Source organism: Delftia sp. 60 (assembly GCF_002754395.1).
GTDB classification, from domain to species: Bacteria; Pseudomonadota; Gammaproteobacteria; order Burkholderiales; family Burkholderiaceae_C; genus Comamonas; species Comamonas acidovorans.
Genome location: NZ_PEFD01000001.1, coordinates 969,946 through 984,464 on the forward strand (window position 1 = coordinate 969,946; position 14,519 = coordinate 984,464).

General features: G+C 67.1%; 11 protein-coding genes. 5 read left to right on the top strand and 6 right to left on the bottom strand.

Annotated elements, in window-relative coordinates; all coding sequences use genetic code 11:
• Positions 1–2 precede the first annotated feature (2 nt).
• On the bottom strand, positions 3–818 hold the full coding sequence (locus CLV01_RS04400; RefSeq protein WP_034389761.1) for a carbon-nitrogen hydrolase family protein: 816 nt from the start codon (positions 816–818) through the stop codon (positions 3–5).
• Positions 815–4,960 carry a YhdP family protein gene (locus CLV01_RS04405; RefSeq protein WP_099734904.1) on the bottom strand — a complete coding sequence of 1,382 codons (4,146 nt, stop codon included), beginning with the start codon at positions 4,958–4,960 and terminating at the stop codon, positions 815–817. Before CLV01_RS04405 ends, CLV01_RS04400 begins: the two co-directional genes overlap by 4 nt.
• 133 nt (positions 4,961–5,093) lie before the next feature.
• Between CLV01_RS04405 and glnE the strand changes: the two genes are divergently transcribed.
• Complete coding sequence (gene glnE, locus CLV01_RS04410) at positions 5,094–7,838, top strand: bifunctional [glutamate--ammonia ligase]-adenylyl-L-tyrosine phosphorylase/[glutamate--ammonia-ligase] adenylyltransferase (RefSeq protein ID WP_099734903.1); 2,745 nt, start codon at positions 5,094–5,096, stop codon at positions 7,836–7,838.
• Positions 7,839–8,206: 368 nt separating this feature from the next.
• On the opposite strand, the gene CLV01_RS04415 is transcribed toward glnE, so the two are convergent.
• Entirely contained in the window at positions 8,207–8,827 is a 621-nt protein-coding gene (locus CLV01_RS04415) for a glutathione S-transferase family protein (RefSeq protein WP_013804599.1), read from the bottom strand.
• Between the two features lie 115 nt (positions 8,828–8,942).
• Here CLV01_RS04415 and purB point away from each other — a divergent pair, with 115 nt between their 5' ends.
• Positions 8,943–10,322 (top strand): adenylosuccinate lyase, encoded by a 1,380-nt coding sequence (purB, locus tag CLV01_RS04420; protein WP_099734902.1) that lies wholly within the window; start codon positions 8,943–8,945, stop codon positions 10,320–10,322.
• A 104-nt stretch (positions 10,323–10,426) separates the two neighbouring features.
• Positions 10,427–10,987, top strand: coding sequence for a YaeQ family protein (locus CLV01_RS04425; RefSeq protein ID WP_012202786.1), 561 nt, complete (start codon positions 10,427–10,429; stop codon positions 10,985–10,987).
• A gap of 26 nt (positions 10,988–11,013) precedes the next feature.
• Here the strand turns inward: CLV01_RS04425 and CLV01_RS04430 are convergent, their stop codons facing one another.
• From CLV01_RS04430 to CLV01_RS04435, 3 genes are all read right to left on the bottom strand, one after another.
• A complete protein-coding gene (locus tag CLV01_RS04430) occupies positions 11,014–11,718 on the bottom strand; it encodes an N-acetyltransferase (protein ID WP_099734901.1) in 705 nt (234 codons plus the stop codon).
• 140 nt (positions 11,719–11,858) lie between these two features.
• Positions 11,859–12,032: a hypothetical protein gene (locus tag CLV01_RS29050; protein ID WP_180288357.1), complete on the bottom strand. Its 174-nt coding sequence runs from the start codon at positions 12,030–12,032 to the stop codon at positions 11,859–11,861.
• Positions 12,033–12,112: 80 nt separating this feature from the next.
• Entirely contained in the window at positions 12,113–12,544 is a 432-nt protein-coding gene (locus CLV01_RS04435) for a DUF3717 domain-containing protein (protein ID WP_099734900.1), read from the bottom strand.
• Between the two features lie 511 nt (positions 12,545–13,055).
• Here CLV01_RS04435 and CLV01_RS04440 point away from each other — a divergent pair.
• Entirely contained in the window at positions 13,056–13,796 is a 741-nt protein-coding gene (locus CLV01_RS04440; protein WP_012202789.1) for a TerC family protein, read from the top strand.
• A gap of 134 nt (positions 13,797–13,930) precedes the next feature.
• Positions 13,931–14,389 carry a hypothetical protein gene (locus CLV01_RS04445; RefSeq protein WP_013804594.1) on the top strand — a complete coding sequence of 153 codons (459 nt, stop codon included), beginning with the start codon at positions 13,931–13,933 and terminating at the stop codon, positions 14,387–14,389.
• Positions 14,390–14,519 lie beyond the last annotated feature (130 nt).

Sequence of the window (14,519 nt, forward strand, 5' to 3'; positions counted from 1 at the left end):
ATTCACAGGACGCGGTGCTCCAGAGCCGGCAGCTGGCGGCGCACATGCGCCAGGCGCTCGCGCTTGATCTCGCCCAGCACCACGCCGGCGCCCTCGGCCTGCTGGGCCAGCACCATGCCCCAGGGATCGGCCAGCAGGCTGTGGCCCCAGGTACGGCGGCCGTTTTCATGGTGGCCGCCCTGGGCGGGCGCCAGCAGGTAGGCCTGGTTTTCGATGGCGCGGGCGCGCAGCAGCACTTCCCAGTGCGCCAGCCCCGTGATGTGGGTGAAGGCGGCGGGCACCAGCAGCAGGTCGGCGCCCTGCTCGGCAAGGCGGCGGTACAGCTCGGGAAAACGCAGGTCGTAGCACACGCTCAGACCCAGGCGCCAGGTCTCTCCCTCGCGCGAGGTGATGTCGCAGGTCACGGGCGTGTGGCCCGCCTGGACCACGGCGGCTTCCGTGTAGCGCTCGCGTCCGTTGTCGTAGTGGAACAGGTGGATCTTGTCGTAGCGCGCCACGCATTCGCCCTGGGGCGAGAACACCAGCGAGCTGTTGAGCACATGGGCATCGTCATCGGCCACCAGGGGCAGGGTGCCGCCGACGATCCACAGCTGCAGCTCGCGCGCGGCGCGGCGCAGGAAGTCCTGGATGGGGCCTGCGCCGAAGCTCTCGCGGTAGGCCAGCTTGTCGGTGTCGCGCAGGCCCATGGCGCAGAAATACTCGGGCAGGGCCGCGAGTTCGGCCCCCTGGTCGCGCGCCTGGCGCAGCAGTGCCAGCGCCTGGTCGAGGTTGGCGCGCACATCGGGTTCCGACACCATTTGCAGGGCTGCGATTTTCATGGGTTCTCTCCTGAAGAAGCGGGCTCGGTGGCGCCGGAGGGCGTGCTGGCGGGGCTGTTGGCGGCAGGATCGGAGGGTGTCGTGGCCCGGCGCCGCGGCAGGGCCGTGACCTGGGGCTCGTCCCAACTGCCGTCGATGCGGAATTCCTTGGTGGCCGCCGCGATCAGCGGGCCGCGCAGCAGCACCTGCGCCAGGAAGCTGCCCAGGCCGACCACGGGGTTGATGGCCGTGGCCACCAGGGAGGCCGTCATGGCATTGATCTCGGGCACCACCACCACATGCAGATTCTGCGTCTCCTGGACCAGGTCGGCCGTGCCCTCCATCAGCACGGCGGCGTTGACGCCCTTCATCTGCATGTTGTTGGTGCGCGCCACACCGTCGGTGATCTGCACGTCGCCGCGCATGAAGTCGAAGGCGAAGCCGTTGCTGAATACATCGCGGAAATCCAGCGTCAGCCGGCGGGGCAGCGCCTGCAGGCTGAGCACGCTCAGCAGCTTGGCCAGGCCCGGTTCGGCCTTGAGGAACTGGCCGGTCTGCACATCCAGGTGCATGGAGCCAGAGAGGCTGCGGAAGTCGGGCGTGATGGGCGAGCCCGTCCAGCCCGCCGATCCCTGCAGCACGCCCTTGCCGTTGCCCACCACGCCGGGCATGTCAAAGCGCGTGAGCAGCTTGCCCACGTCGCGCAGGTCCAGCTGGAACTGCAACTGGCTGCGTCCCGGGTGCTCGGACTGGCCCTGGGGCAGGCGCCACTGGCCGCTGGCCGTCAGCGTGGCCTCGGGCGTGGCGATGTTGAAGCGCGACAACTGCCATTCGCGCGCCGCCGCATCGCCGGGAACGGGGCGGTTGCGGGCCTCCACTTCCAGGCGGCCCAGGGCGTGGCCTGACAGGTGCATGTCGTCCACCACGATCTGCAGGGCCGGCAGCTGGCGCGGCCCCTCGCTGAACAGGGCGTCCACGCGGTCGGATTTGGCCTCGGGCACCGTCAGGCGCGACAGCCGGGCCACCAGCTGCCCTTCGGGCTGGGCATCCGTGCCTTCGCGAAAGCCCACGTAGCCGTCAAGCTCCTGGGAGGCGAGGTTGCTGTGCCACGAGCCGCCATCGCGCGAGATGCCCGCCACCACGTCGTGCAGCTGCCGCCCCTTGGCCTGCAGTTGCTTGACGCGCAGGGTCAGCCGGTCGGGGAGGTATTCGCGCGCCGGGTCCGCGGCATCGGCGGGCTCCGGCTTGGCGCCGCTGGACTGCGGCGCCAGTGCCAGCCAGTCGTCGAGATTGAAGAGCGGCAGCTGCACGTGGGCCTGCACGCCCTGGCCCGAAGTGGAGGCCGTGCCCGCTTCCTGGCCGATGAGGATGCTGCCGTGCAGCACACGGCTGTGCTTGCCACTGATGTCGCGCTCATAGAACACCGAGCCCGTATCGCCCAGTTGCACGCTGATCTGGTCGCGCAGCGGGGCATCGGGCGAGGTGAAGCTGGCGGGTGCGAGCTGGTGGCTCACGTTCAATGGCTGGATGGACTCCGCCGCCTTGCCCAGCGGGGCGGGCAGGTTGATGCGCATGCCTTGCAGGCTGGACTGGACCTGGATTTCGGGTGTTCCGCGCCGCACCTTCAGCAGCAGGGAATAGGGCGACTGGCCCTCGGCATGGCGGGCCAGGTCGGCCACCCAGCCCAGTTCCCTGGCTTCGCGCAGCCCCTGTGCCGTGGCCGTGCCCTGCACGCGCACTTTGACGGACGATTCGGTGGCCGGCGCATTGCGCGCCAGCGCCTGCATGCCGCCATCGGCGCGCAGCTCACCGCCCAGCGCGCGCGCCTGCAGGCCGGCCAGCGAGAAGCCGGTTTCGGAGAACTTGACGGCCCCGCGCAGCTGGCTCAGATGGGGCGTCTGATCATCGAGCTGCAGTGAGTTGCCCGCCAGCGTGACCTGTCCAGACACCTTGCTGCGGTCCAGATGGTCGATGGGCAATTGCAGCTGCAGGGCCAGTTGCGCGGCGCCCGTGGCCTCGCTGCCGTCCAGCACGTGCCCGGTCAGCGCCGACAGGGCCGAGGTCTTGACCACGCCCAGCATGTCGGCCAGCGGGCCTTGGCCCTTGGCGGTGACGGCCACCTCGGTGTGGCCCAGGTTGGGAATGCTGGCCTGGATGTCGCGCATCTGCAGCTGCGGGTAGCCCGCGAACTCGCCGCGTGCATTGCGCACGGCCATCGATGAACGGTCGAAGACCAGCTCACCCGACAGATCGACCAGGGCCGGCCAGGGCGCCTCGCCATGCGTGAGCAGATGGGGCGGCACATATTCATAGTGCACGTCATGCAGCTTGGCAGCGATATGGAACTCGCCCTGGCTGGGCTTTTCGGCCGGCACGTGGTCCAGGTGGCCGCGCACCTTGAAGTTCACCGTGCTTGCGCGCCCAGCGTGGATGGCCTCTCGCACGTAGTGGCGCGCATCGGCGGGGATTTCCAGCGGCAGGTAGCGGTGTACGCGCGTGCCGTCGGCGTTGCGCAGCTGGCCCTGCAGGTCCAGCACGCCCGGAAAGCGCGGGTGCTTGTCGCTGCCGTCGCCGGTGTGCCATTGCGCACGGGCCTCGCCCTCGGTGTCATCGTTGGCAAAACGCAGGCTGGGCACCTGCAGGCTGATGGCCTGTCCGCGCAACTGCCAGCGCAGGCTGGCCTGCAGGCGGTGCAGCGGGATCTCGGGTTCCTCGAAGACGCCAGGAAAGGACAGCGCGGCCGGCTGCTGCCCCGTGCCCTCCATCTCCAGCTGGGCCTGTCCGCCGTCCTGGTCCAGCGAGAAGCGCGCGTTCAGGCCCTTGATGCCGGGCATGCCCGGCTTCGTGGGGCCTTCGGACGATGCCACTCCGTCGATCGACAGCTGCTGCAGCTCGCCGCTGGCCTTGTACTGCTGCACAGCCTGCAGCGGGCCGCGCCAGCTTCCCTGGAACTGGCGCAGCTGGCCGGCCGGGGCCATGTCGGCCAGATGGCGCTGCAGCTGCTCTGGCAGCGGCAGGCGCTGGCCCAGCTGGGCGAGGATTGCCAGGTCAATGCCATCGGCCTGGAACTCGCCCTGCTCGCCCAGCGCCCCCTGCGTGCTGGCGCCCGCAGGGTTGTAGCGCGCGCGCAGATTGCCGGCAGGCCAGTGCAGGCCGTCACCCGTGGAGAACTCCAGGTTCTGCGCGGCGAAGCGCCAGCCGTCCTGGTGCTGCACGCTCAGCCGGCCCGTCAGCGCCTGCAGTTGCAGCGGCTCCAGGTTTTCGCGCCACTGCAGTTGCAGGGCATTCACCGCCACATCGGCCATGGCGCCCACGGGCTGGCCCTGGCGCAGGTCGATCCAGGCGCGCAGTGCGCCCCGGCCCTGCTGCAGGCGCAGGTCGGACGTATCCATGTACTGCCCGAGCCGGGACAGGTCGATCTGCGTGAACATCGCATGGGCCTGTCCGCTCCAGCGCTGCCAGTTGCCCTCGTGCGTGGACAGCAGCGGCTCGCGGAACAGGCCGGCAAGCATGAAGCGTTCGCCCCAGCCTTCGGGCGGCGTGGCATCCAGGCGGATTCCGTGGCTCCAGCCCTTGTTGCGCAGCACCAGATCCACATCGCGCAAGGCCAGCGGCGGTGCCTGGCGCAGTTCGTCCACCCACAGCAGGCTGCCGCCACGCAGGGCCAGCTCGGTCTGGGAAAACAGCCAGTCGGCGGCGGCATTGTCCCCGCCCGATGAAGGGCTGATCTCGATGCCGGCCACGAAGACACGGCCATCGGCCGCGCGGCGGACCACGAGTTCGGGGCGGTCGATATAGATCTGCTCCACGCCCAGGCGCATCAGCGAGCGGGCCGAAACGGCCACCACCACGCTGGGCAGGCGCAGGGCGTCCGCGGAGTGTTCTGGGTCTTCGACCACCACGTCGCCCAGCTCGAACCGGGGGACCAGTCCCTCGCTGCGGGCCGTGATGCTGCCTATGCGCACGGGTAGGCCCAGCGTGCGTGAGGCCAGGGATTCCAGCTGAGGACGCCATTCGCCGATTCGCGGCACAATCCAGCCATGGAGCACCCCCCACACGGAGCCCAGGACCAGCCAGAAGGCCAGGACCAGCCCCAGTGACCACCGCGCAAGGCCGGCCATCCAACGGGTCAGGCGTGTGGGGTGCGGTTTCGGTTCGATCATCGGCGGCATCAGCTATGACGGGAATTATGACCGGCACCCTCAGGGGCCGGACGGTAACCAAGGGTTGCTGCGATCCCTCTGCGCGTGAGTGGCCGCTTCTTTCGCGTTCCGTATGCAATCCTCAGAGCACGCAATGGCAGACACGGCCTTGAATGTCCCCGCACAGGCCGCCTATTCCCGTTTCCACCAACGGCTGCATCGTCGCTATGGCGACGAGTTGAGCCTGTTGCCGCCGGGTCCGCCCGAGCGTGCCTCCATGGAGCAGGCCCTGGCGGCGCTGCTGGAGCGCGGGCTGGATCTGTCGGCCGCGCTGCGCGTGCTGCGCCAGCTGGTCATGGAGCGCACCATGGTGCTCGACTGCGAGCAGCAGGCGCCGCTGGCCGTGGTCACGCGGGCCGTGACCGAGCTGGCCGAGCTGGCGCTGGAGCGCGCCTGCATCCAGGTGCGCGCCGAACTCGATGCGCGCCATGGCGCACCGCAAGGCCCCGAGGGCCGGCCCGTGCAGCTGTGGATCATCGGCATGGGCAAGCTGGGCGCGCGCGAGCTCAATGTCTCCAGCGACATCGACCTGATCTACGTCTACGAGCAGGACGGCGACACGGCCGGCCTGCCTGACGGGCGCGGCGTTCTCTCCAACCATGAGTACTTCGCGCGCGTTGTCAAAGGCATCTATGGCCTGATCGGCGACACCACCGAGCACGGATTCGTGTTCCGCGTGGACCTGGCGCTGCGGCCCAACGGCAACTCGGGGCCGTCGGCTGTCTCGCTGGCCTCGCTGGAAGAGTATCTGCAGACCCATGGCCGCGAGTGGGAGCGCTTCGCCTGGCTCAAGAGCCGGGTGGTGGCGCCCATGGACAGCGTGCGCTCCACGCAGGTGCAGGCGCTGCGCGCCGTGGTCCTGCCTTTCGTCTTTCGCCGCTATCTGGATTACGCGGTCTTCGATGCGCTGCGTTCGCTGCACCGCCAGATCCGCGAGCATGCGGCGCGGCGCAGCGCGGGCCATCCCGGCCGCTCCAATGACGTCAAGCTCTCGCGCGGCGGCATCCGCGAGATCGAATTCACCGTGCAATTGCTGCAGGTGGTGCGTGGCGGCCAGTTCCCCGAGCTGCGCTGCCGCCCCACGCTGGAGGCGCTGGGGCGCCTGGCGCGCGCCGGCCTCATGAGCCAGGAAGTGGCCGACGCCCTGGGCGCGGCCTATACCTTTTTGCGCCGTGTCGAGCACCGCATCCAGTACCTGGACGACCAGCAGACCCATGTGCTGCCCACGCGCGATGACGACCTCGAATGGATTGCGCGCACCATGGGCTTTGCCGATACCTGCGCCTTCCTGCACCAGTTCGACGCCCACCGTGAAAAGGTGGCCGAGGAGTTCGACACCCTGCTCGGCGGCTCGGCCCCGCCGCAATGCAGCGCGGGCCGATGCAACGGCGCCCGCAGTCCTGCCCAGGGAGGAACGCCGCGCGAGATCGATGGACTCATGGAGCAGCTGCCACCCGCCCTGGCCGCCCACGTGGCCGACTGGCGCGGCAACGCCCGCATCGCCAACCTGCGCGACGAGGCGCGCAGCCGGCTGTTCCGCCTTGTGCAGCGCACGGCGCAATGGGTGGCCGAGCGCAGCGTGCCCGAAGACGCCGCAGTGCGCTTTCTGAACTGGCTGGAGCCGCTGCTGCGCCGCGAAAGCTATCTGGCCCTGCTGCTGGAGCGCCCTGCCGTGCACGAGCGGCTGCTGGACCTGCTGGGCGCGGCGCGCTGGCCCGCGCGCTATCTGCAGCAGCACCCGGGCGTGATCGACGAGCTGGCCAACGACGCCATGCTGGGCGAGCGCTTCTCTCCCATGGATTTCGAGCATGAGCTGGCCCTGCGCCTGGCCGCGCTGCAGACCACGGGCGAGGACGACGACGAAACCCTGCTGAACTTGCTGCGCCGCGCCCACCATGCCGAGGTCTTTCGCACGCTGGCGCGTGATATCGAGGGCCGCATCACGGTCGAGCAGGTGGCGGACGACCTCAGTGCGCTGGCCGACTGCGTGCTGCGCGTGACGGCCAGCTGGTGCTGGAGCCGGCTCAAGAACCGCCACCGCGAGTCGCCGCAATTCGCCATCATTGGCTACGGCAAGCTCGGCGGCAAGGAGCTGGGCTACGGCAGCGACCTGGACATCGTCTTCGTCTTCGATGACGACGACGAGCACGCCTCCGAGATCTATGCCGCCTTTGTGCGCAAGCTCATCAACTGGCTGGCCGTCAAGACGGGCGAGGGCGATCTGTTCGAGATCGACACCGCGCTGCGCCCCAACGGCAACTCCGGCCTGCTGGTGACCAGCTTTGCCTCCTATGCCAACTACCAGCAGCAGCGCGGCAGCAACACGGCATGGACCTGGGAGCACCAGGCCATGACGCGGGCGCGCTTCGTGCTGGGCAGCGACGATCTGCAGGCACGCTTCGACGCCGTGCGCGAGGCCGTGATCACCGCGCCGCGCGACGCCGCGGCCCTGCGCGACGAGATCGTGGCCATGCGCGAACGCGTTCGCAGCGCGCATCCGGTGCGCGGCGGCCTCTTCGACGTCAAGCACAGCCCCGGCGGCATGGTCGATGTGGAGTTCGCCGTCCAGTACCTGGTTCTCTCGCAATCGGCCCTGCATCCGGGGCTGATGGCCAATCTGGGCAACATCGCGCTGCTGCAGCGTGCGGAAGAGGCGGGCCTGCTGCCTGCAGGCGTGGGCCAGCAGGCCGCCCGGGCCTACCGTGAACTGCGCCGCCTGCAGCACGTAGCGCGGCTGGACGAGCGGACGGCCCAATTGGTGCCGGGCCAGGCCGAACCGCTCAGCGCGCCGGTCAAGGCCCTGTGGGACGCGGTTTTCACGGGGGCCGCTTTGGTGTGAGGATGCGAGGAGGGAAGGTGGTCTGCCCTGGCCGACGCCCTCCCGTCAGCATCCATCGAACACGGCCTACAGCAGAATGACGCTCCTCGTCAAAATGTTACATTTTTCCCGCCCCCGACCCCTGGAACTTCTGCAAAAGTAGCTCATCTATTGGACAGGTTGACGAGAGAGGGTATCCAGACCGAATTTCACGTTGCGAAGCCTCTGGGGCCACAGTCCTGAACTGTTCCGCCCGAAGCGCTTCTCCTCCCTCCCTCTCTTTATTCGTTTCGGGATGCTTCGCAACTTTTTTATGCCAGCAAAAAGGCCACCCATCGGGTGGCCTTTTTTGTTGCCGCTGCAGTTGTCGTTGCGGGGGTGACCCGTTTTCAGGGCTGGGGCGGGCGTGTGGCCGCAAAGCTGGCGCGTTCCGCCAGCTTGGCCTGCAAGGTGGCCAGATTGGGGTGGTCGGCGCGCCAGTCCAGTTCGGGAAAGCGAAAGTCCAGCCAGCCCAGGGCACAGCCCACGCACACGTCGGCCAGGGTGAAGTGGATGCCGCAGCAATACGGCTTGTCGCCCAGGCCCTGGGACATCACGTTCAGTGCGGCGCGCACCTTGGCCAGCTGGCGGTCTATCCAGGCCTGGCAACGCTGCTCCTCGCTGCGGCCATCCCAGGTGGCTTCGAGGCGGGCCAGGGCTCCGGCGTCCAGCACGCCATCTGCCAGGGCTTCCCAGGTCTTGATCTCGGCACGCTCGCGGCCTGTGCCGGGGATCAGCTTGCCTACCGGGGAAAGTGTGTCCAGATATTCGACGATCACGCGCGAGTCGAACATGGCATCGCTGCCGTCCATGACCAGGCGTGGCACCTTGCCCAGCGGGTTGCCGGTGCCCGGCGACAGCTCGCGGCTCCAGGGGTTTTCCTCGACGAACTGATAGTCGAGCCTTTTCTCGGCCAGTACGACGCGTACCTTGCGTACGTAGGCGCTGGTGGAGGAACCTATCAGTTTCATGGCTGTTTTCCGTGGCGAAGAGGCGGCCCATGGGCGGGCAGCCGATTCTATGCGCTGCCCGGCGATCTCCCCCTACAGCCCCCGTTTTTGCCGCGCGCACCTACAATCACGGCCCATGAATCTGCCGCACATCTCCGCCCTGTCCCCGCTCGACGGCCGCTACGCCGCCAAACTGTCTCCTCTGCGCCCGATCATGAGCGAGATGGGATACATGCACCGCCGCGTGCAGGTGGAGGTGACCTGGTTCATCGCCCTGTCGGATGCCGGCTTTGCCGAGTTCAAGCCCCTGTCCGAAGGCGCGCGCGTCTATCTGCAGGACCTGGTGAAGAACTTCTCCGAGGCCGATGCCGTGGCCATCAAGGACATCGAAAAGACCACCAACCACGACGTCAAGGCCGTGGAGTACTGGATCAAGGGCAAGTTCGACGGCCGTCCCGAGCTGCTCAAGGCCGCCGAATTCGTGCACTTTGCTTGCACCAGCGAAGACATCAACAACACCAGCCACGCGCTGCAACTGCGCGCCGGTCGTGACAGCGTGCTGCTGCCGGCCTTGACGGGCATCACCGCCAAGCTGCGCGAGATGGCCCACGCCTACGCGGCCGTTCCCATGCTCAGCCGCACGCACGGCCAGACCGCCAGCCCCACCACCGTGGGCAAGGAAATCGCCAACGTGCTGGTGCGCCTGGAAAAGGCCTCTGCCCGCATCGCCGAGGTCAAGCTCCTGGCCAAGATGAATGGCGCCGTCGGCAACTACAACGCCCATCTGTCGGCCTGGCCCGAGTTCGACTGGGAAGCCTTCAGCAAGAAGGTGATCGAGTCGCCCGAGCCCCAGGGCCTGGGCCTGAGCTTCCAGCCCTACTCGATCCAGATCGAGCCGCATGACTACATGGCCGAGCTGTTCGACGCCATCGCGCGCGCCAACACCGTCCTCATCGACTTCTCGCGCGATGTCTGGGGCTATGTATCCCTGGGCTACTTCAAGCAGCGCCTGAAGGCCGGCGAGATCGGCTCGTCCACCATGCCGCACAAGGTCAACCCCATCGACTTCGAGAATGCCGAAGGCAACCTGGGCCTGGCCAACGCCCTGCTCAAGCACCTGGCCGAAAAGCTGCCCATCTCGCGCTGGCAGCGCGACCTGACCGACTCCACCGTGCTGCGCAACATCGGCGTGGCCATGGGCTATGCCACGCTGGCCTACAGCTCGCTGATGACGGGCCTGAACAAGCTCGAACTCAACGAAGAGCGCCTGCAGGAAGACCTGGATCACGCCTGGGAAGTCCTGGCCGAGCCCATCCAGACCGTCATGCGCCGCTACGGCGTGCAGGGCGCCTACGAAAAGCTCAAGGAAGTCACGCGCGGCAAGACCGTGCAGGCCGAAGACCTGCACCGCCTGATCAACGGCCTGGAAATCCCCCAGGCCGACAAGGATCGCCTGCTGGCCATGACGCCTGCCTCCTATGTGGGCAAGGCGGCCGAGCTGGCCCGCCGCGTCTAATCCATCCTTTGCCGCGCCATGAAGGGCGCGCTTCAACCATTCAGGGCTGCCGATGCAAGCACAGGCTTGCTGCGGCAGCTCTTGTTTTTGATAGGTTCTGTCTCATGGCCCTCAAATCCACCATCTTCAAGGCGAACCTGTCCATCGCCGACATCGACCACGGCTACTACGCCGACCATGCGCTGACCCTGGCGCGCCATCCCAGCGAGACGGACGAACGCATGATGGTGCGCCTGGTGGCCCTGGCCCTCAATGCACACCAGCTCAATGACATGTGCAAGGGCGACGGCACGCTGGCGTTTGGCGCAGGCCTGTCCGATCCCGAAGACCCCGATGTCTCGCTGACCGACTTCACGGGCGCCAAGCGCCTGTGGATCGAGGTCGGCCAGCCCGAGGAAAAGCCCATCGCCAAGGCCTGCAACAAATCCGATGCGGTGGTGCTCTACGCCTTCCACCATGCGGCCGAGGTCTGGTGGAAGGGCCTGGAGGGCAAGCTGGCGCGGCTGAACAAGCTGCAGGTCTGGCGCATTCCCTCCGAAACATCCCAATCCCTGGCGGAGCTGGCCGAGCGCAGCATGCAGCTGCAGGCCACCATCCAGGAAGGCGCGCTGACGCTCAGCAGCAACCTGGGCACGGTCTTCATCGAGCCGCTGCGCTGGAAGTAAACGGGCTCCCGCTCAAGGTCCCCGTCTCAACCCGGCAACTGCATCCGGACGGCCTGGGCGAAGGACTCCACGGTCCAGCCCGCGCCCAGCAGCATGCGGCGCGTGGACAGGCGGTCCATGACATCGTCCGGCACATTGCGGCCCAGATGGATGAGCGACTTGCTGTCCGCAATGCCCACATATCGGCCGTCATAGCTTCGCGCCAGATGGTTCCACAGGCCGTGGGCGCCCGGCGACTGGCGTGCGCCGCTGACCAGGCAGGTGCCTTTGTCCAGCACGCTGCGATACACGGCGCTGGCAATGCCACGCCGCTGGTAATGCGGCGCAAAGCGCGAATGCGGCGAGCGCACGCGCCGGTCGGTGCGCTTGTTCACCTCGACCAGGCGATTGAACACCGTGTAGCCGGCCAGGCAGCGCCGCTCCATGTCCTCCACGTAGGCAAACCATTCGCCGTCGGCTTCACGCCAGTGCAGCTGGAACTGCGGGTCGTGCAACGGGCGGCGCTCCAGGCCATGGAGCTTGTTGCCGGGCTGGTACAGGCGCTCGTGAATGGCTTCGAGCTCGCCCTCCACCAGCGGCTGCATCACGTCGATGCGCAGCTCGGTGACGTGGCGTTGCGCGCAGCGGGGCAGGGCGCGATGCGCCACGGTATCGCTCAGATGGCGCAAGAGCGTGGAAAAAGAGGGGGCGGCAAAAGAGGGTCCGGCTGGGGCAAGGGCTAGACAGGTCACGGCAGGGCTCGCTTCGTCGGCTGGCCTTGAGGCCGGGCAGACGCGTGAAAATCCAACCGCCTTCAGCCTAGGGATGAAGGCGGCGCAAGAAGGGCGGATTCAGTGAAGCGACGCTGCCCGGTTCCGCGCAGGGCAGCGCATCAAGACCGTGCGGCCTGTCGGGGGCCGATGTTCAGCCGTGCTGCGTCACGCTCGCGCAGGCGCGTGGCCGTGGCGGGCCAGGCCTTGCCGGCCGGCACGCGCGTCTCGCCCGCATCACGTGCCGTGAGGCGCAAGCAAAGGTGGCTGTGGCGGTAAGCGGCGGTCTGCAGCATGGCGGCCGATATTAGGCCGTCTGCAACATCGCACTGGTCCGGTGCGGTATCCGGCAGATCAGCCGGCAATCAACCAGCAATCAGCCAAAGTCACGCGATGTGTCCGTGCGCTCGGCCGCACGTTCTGCATAGCGGGTGAAACGCCAGGAGTCGCCCTCTGCCGTGATCCTGCGCCAGACCATCCGCTTTTGTGCCGGCTCCATCGCGGTCCACAGCTGCACTTCGTCAAAGCTGCGGCCGCAGCCCTTGCATCTTTCGTCGCCCTGGCTGGTGGAGCAGATGGCGATGCACGGCGTATCGGGCGTGGTGTCGTACCAGGCCAGCCAGGCCGCCATGGCGTGCGAGGGAAAGCCCTCAACCTGTACTTCGCTCTCATGCCAGAAGATCATCAGCGCGTACACCTCGGCCAGGGCTCGTACTTCGGGCTGCAGCAGCACGCCGTCCGGGGACGGATGGCGCTCACGCCAGTAGTTGATGGCGGCTTCGATGTCGGTGATGTGCAGTGCGGTCATGGACGGTCAGGGGGAAGGGACAGCGATGATAAGACGCCTGCCCGCGCGTGACCGGGCATGGCTGCAACACTCCGTTGGCTCAAGGGTTGCTATGGATAGTGAAGCATTTGAGGTAGGCAGATAAATGGTCTGGGGGATGCGCGACTTGCGCTTTCCGTGGAAATGAAGGGTTTTTTCACTTGCGTGCCGTGGCGGCTTTGTGTTGCAATCCACAGGTTCGAAGGGGAGTAGCTCTCTGCCGGCGGGGGTGGTTTTTGCAAAGCCACGGTGCCGGCATCGGAATGGTCGTCAATACGAAGCGCAAGCTTCCGGCCTTCCGGGTTGCGGTGCATACCGCAGCCGAGCAAGACCTTTGATGGACCTGATGACGGTCGATCAATGTGTTCTCCCCTGAGCCAGGCATGTCCTTGCCCGGGTAGGCGCTGCGGCGTTGCATCGGTCTTTCTGTGCCGGTGGGTGTTTCTCCAGGAGGGAGGAGTTCTCGCCGGCCTTACTCAACAGCGAGGACCTTATGGACTTGGACTTTCTGACTCACGCCCCGTTCTGGGTGGCCCTGGGCCAAATCATCATCATCGACATCCTTCTGGGCGGCGACAACGCGGTCGTGATCGCGCTGGCCTGCCGCAAGCTGCCGCCTGAGCAACGCAAGAAGGGCATCATCTGGGGCACGGCGGGTGCCATCATCCTGCGCGTCATCCTGATCGCCTTCGCGATGACATTGCTGGCGCTGCCCTTCCTGAAGTTCGTCGGCGCACTGCTGCTGGTGTGGATCGGCATCAAGCTGATTGCCCCTGATGAAGACGGCCACGACAACATCCAGGGCAGCGACAAGCTGCTGGCTGCCATCAAGACCATCATCGTTGCCGACCTGGTGATGAGCGTGGACAACGTGATCGCCATCGCCGGCGCTGCCCAGAGCTCGGGCGAGCACCAGATGCTGCTGGTCGTGCTGGGCCTGTTGATCTCCATCCCCATCATCGTCTGGGGCTCGCAGCTCGTGATCAAGCTGATGGAGCGCTTCCCCATCATCATCGTGGCCGGCGGCATGCTGCTGGGCTGGATTGCCGGCGGCATGCTGGTCACCGACCCCGTCTTCGCCAATACGGAGAAGTGGGACTGGATGGTCAAGCTGCCCCAGACCGACATGCTCAAGTACGGTGCCAGCGTGTTCGGAGCCCTGCTGGTGCTGGCACTGGGCAAGTACATCGCTTCGCGCCGTCCTGCTCCCAAGGCCGGTGCCCACGGAGCCTGATCCGCTGAAAAGTTGAGGTGGGCGCCGGGTTGGCCCGATGGGCCGCCCGCGCCGATTCGCGACAATCCATGGCAAGGGCGGCCCCGCCGCCTGCCTCTCCCACTCCCGCAAACCCAGTTCGACAAGGACTTGCTTTGAACCCCATCATCGTCTACGTGGATGACGCTTCCTACGCTCTGCCTCTGGTACAGGCCCTGGCCGCCTCGCCGCAGGCCCAGGCCTCGCACTGGCTGCTGGTGGCCTGCGCACCGCGCATTACCCACCGGGTCAGCAAATGGGTGAGCCACAGCGCGCGCGAAAGCTGGCGCGGCAAGTGGGCGGACAAGCTGTTCGCCCAATTGCTGCCGGTGTTCGGTGACAGCGCTGGCAGGATCACGCCGGTGCTGGCCAAGGGCCCGCTGGCCGAACTGGTGGCCCAGCTCCAGCAGGAGCACGGCACGGCCCAGATCGTCGATGCACGCCGCCCCAAGCAGGAAGCTACGGCTCCCGCCGTGGCGCCTGCCGCCCCGCTGGGCCGGCGCTGGAATCTTCCGGGAACGCTGGCGGCCATCGGCGCGCTGATGGGCCTGGTGTTCGAAGAAGCGATGATCTAAAGGCTGGCGTCTGCCTGGCCGCTCTGGTCAGGCGATCACTTTCAGGACGGCATCCCGGAAAAAGGGATGCCGTTTTTCATGGGGCTCTCCGGTCCACGGTTTCCAGTGCGCCGCCTCAACCTGGATCTGC

Coding starts and splice junctions, on each gene's coding strand:
- CLV01_RS04425 (WP_012202786.1), top strand. CDS start 10,427: ATGGCCCTCAAATCCACCATCTTCAAGGCGAACCTGTCCATCGCCGAC.
- CLV01_RS04400 (WP_034389761.1), bottom strand. CDS start 818: ATGAAAATCGCAGCCCTGCAAATGGTGTCGGAACCCGATGTGCGCGCC.
- CLV01_RS29050 (WP_180288357.1), bottom strand. CDS start 12,032: ATGCTGCAGACCGCCGCTTACCGCCACAGCCACCTTTGCTTGCGCCTC.
- CLV01_RS04415 (WP_013804599.1), bottom strand. CDS start 8,827: ATGAAACTGATAGGTTCCTCCACCAGCGCCTACGTACGCAAGGTACGC.
- CLV01_RS04435 (WP_099734900.1), bottom strand. CDS start 12,544: ATGACCGCACTGCACATCACCGACATCGAAGCCGCCATCAACTACTGG.
- CLV01_RS04440 (WP_012202789.1), top strand. CDS start 13,056: ATGGACTTGGACTTTCTGACTCACGCCCCGTTCTGGGTGGCCCTGGGC.
- CLV01_RS04405 (WP_099734904.1), bottom strand. CDS start 4,960: ATGATCGAACCGAAACCGCACCCCACACGCCTGACCCGTTGGATGGCC.
- purB (WP_099734902.1), top strand. CDS start 8,943: ATGAATCTGCCGCACATCTCCGCCCTGTCCCCGCTCGACGGCCGCTAC.
- glnE (WP_099734903.1), top strand. CDS start 5,094: ATGGCAGACACGGCCTTGAATGTCCCCGCACAGGCCGCCTATTCCCGT.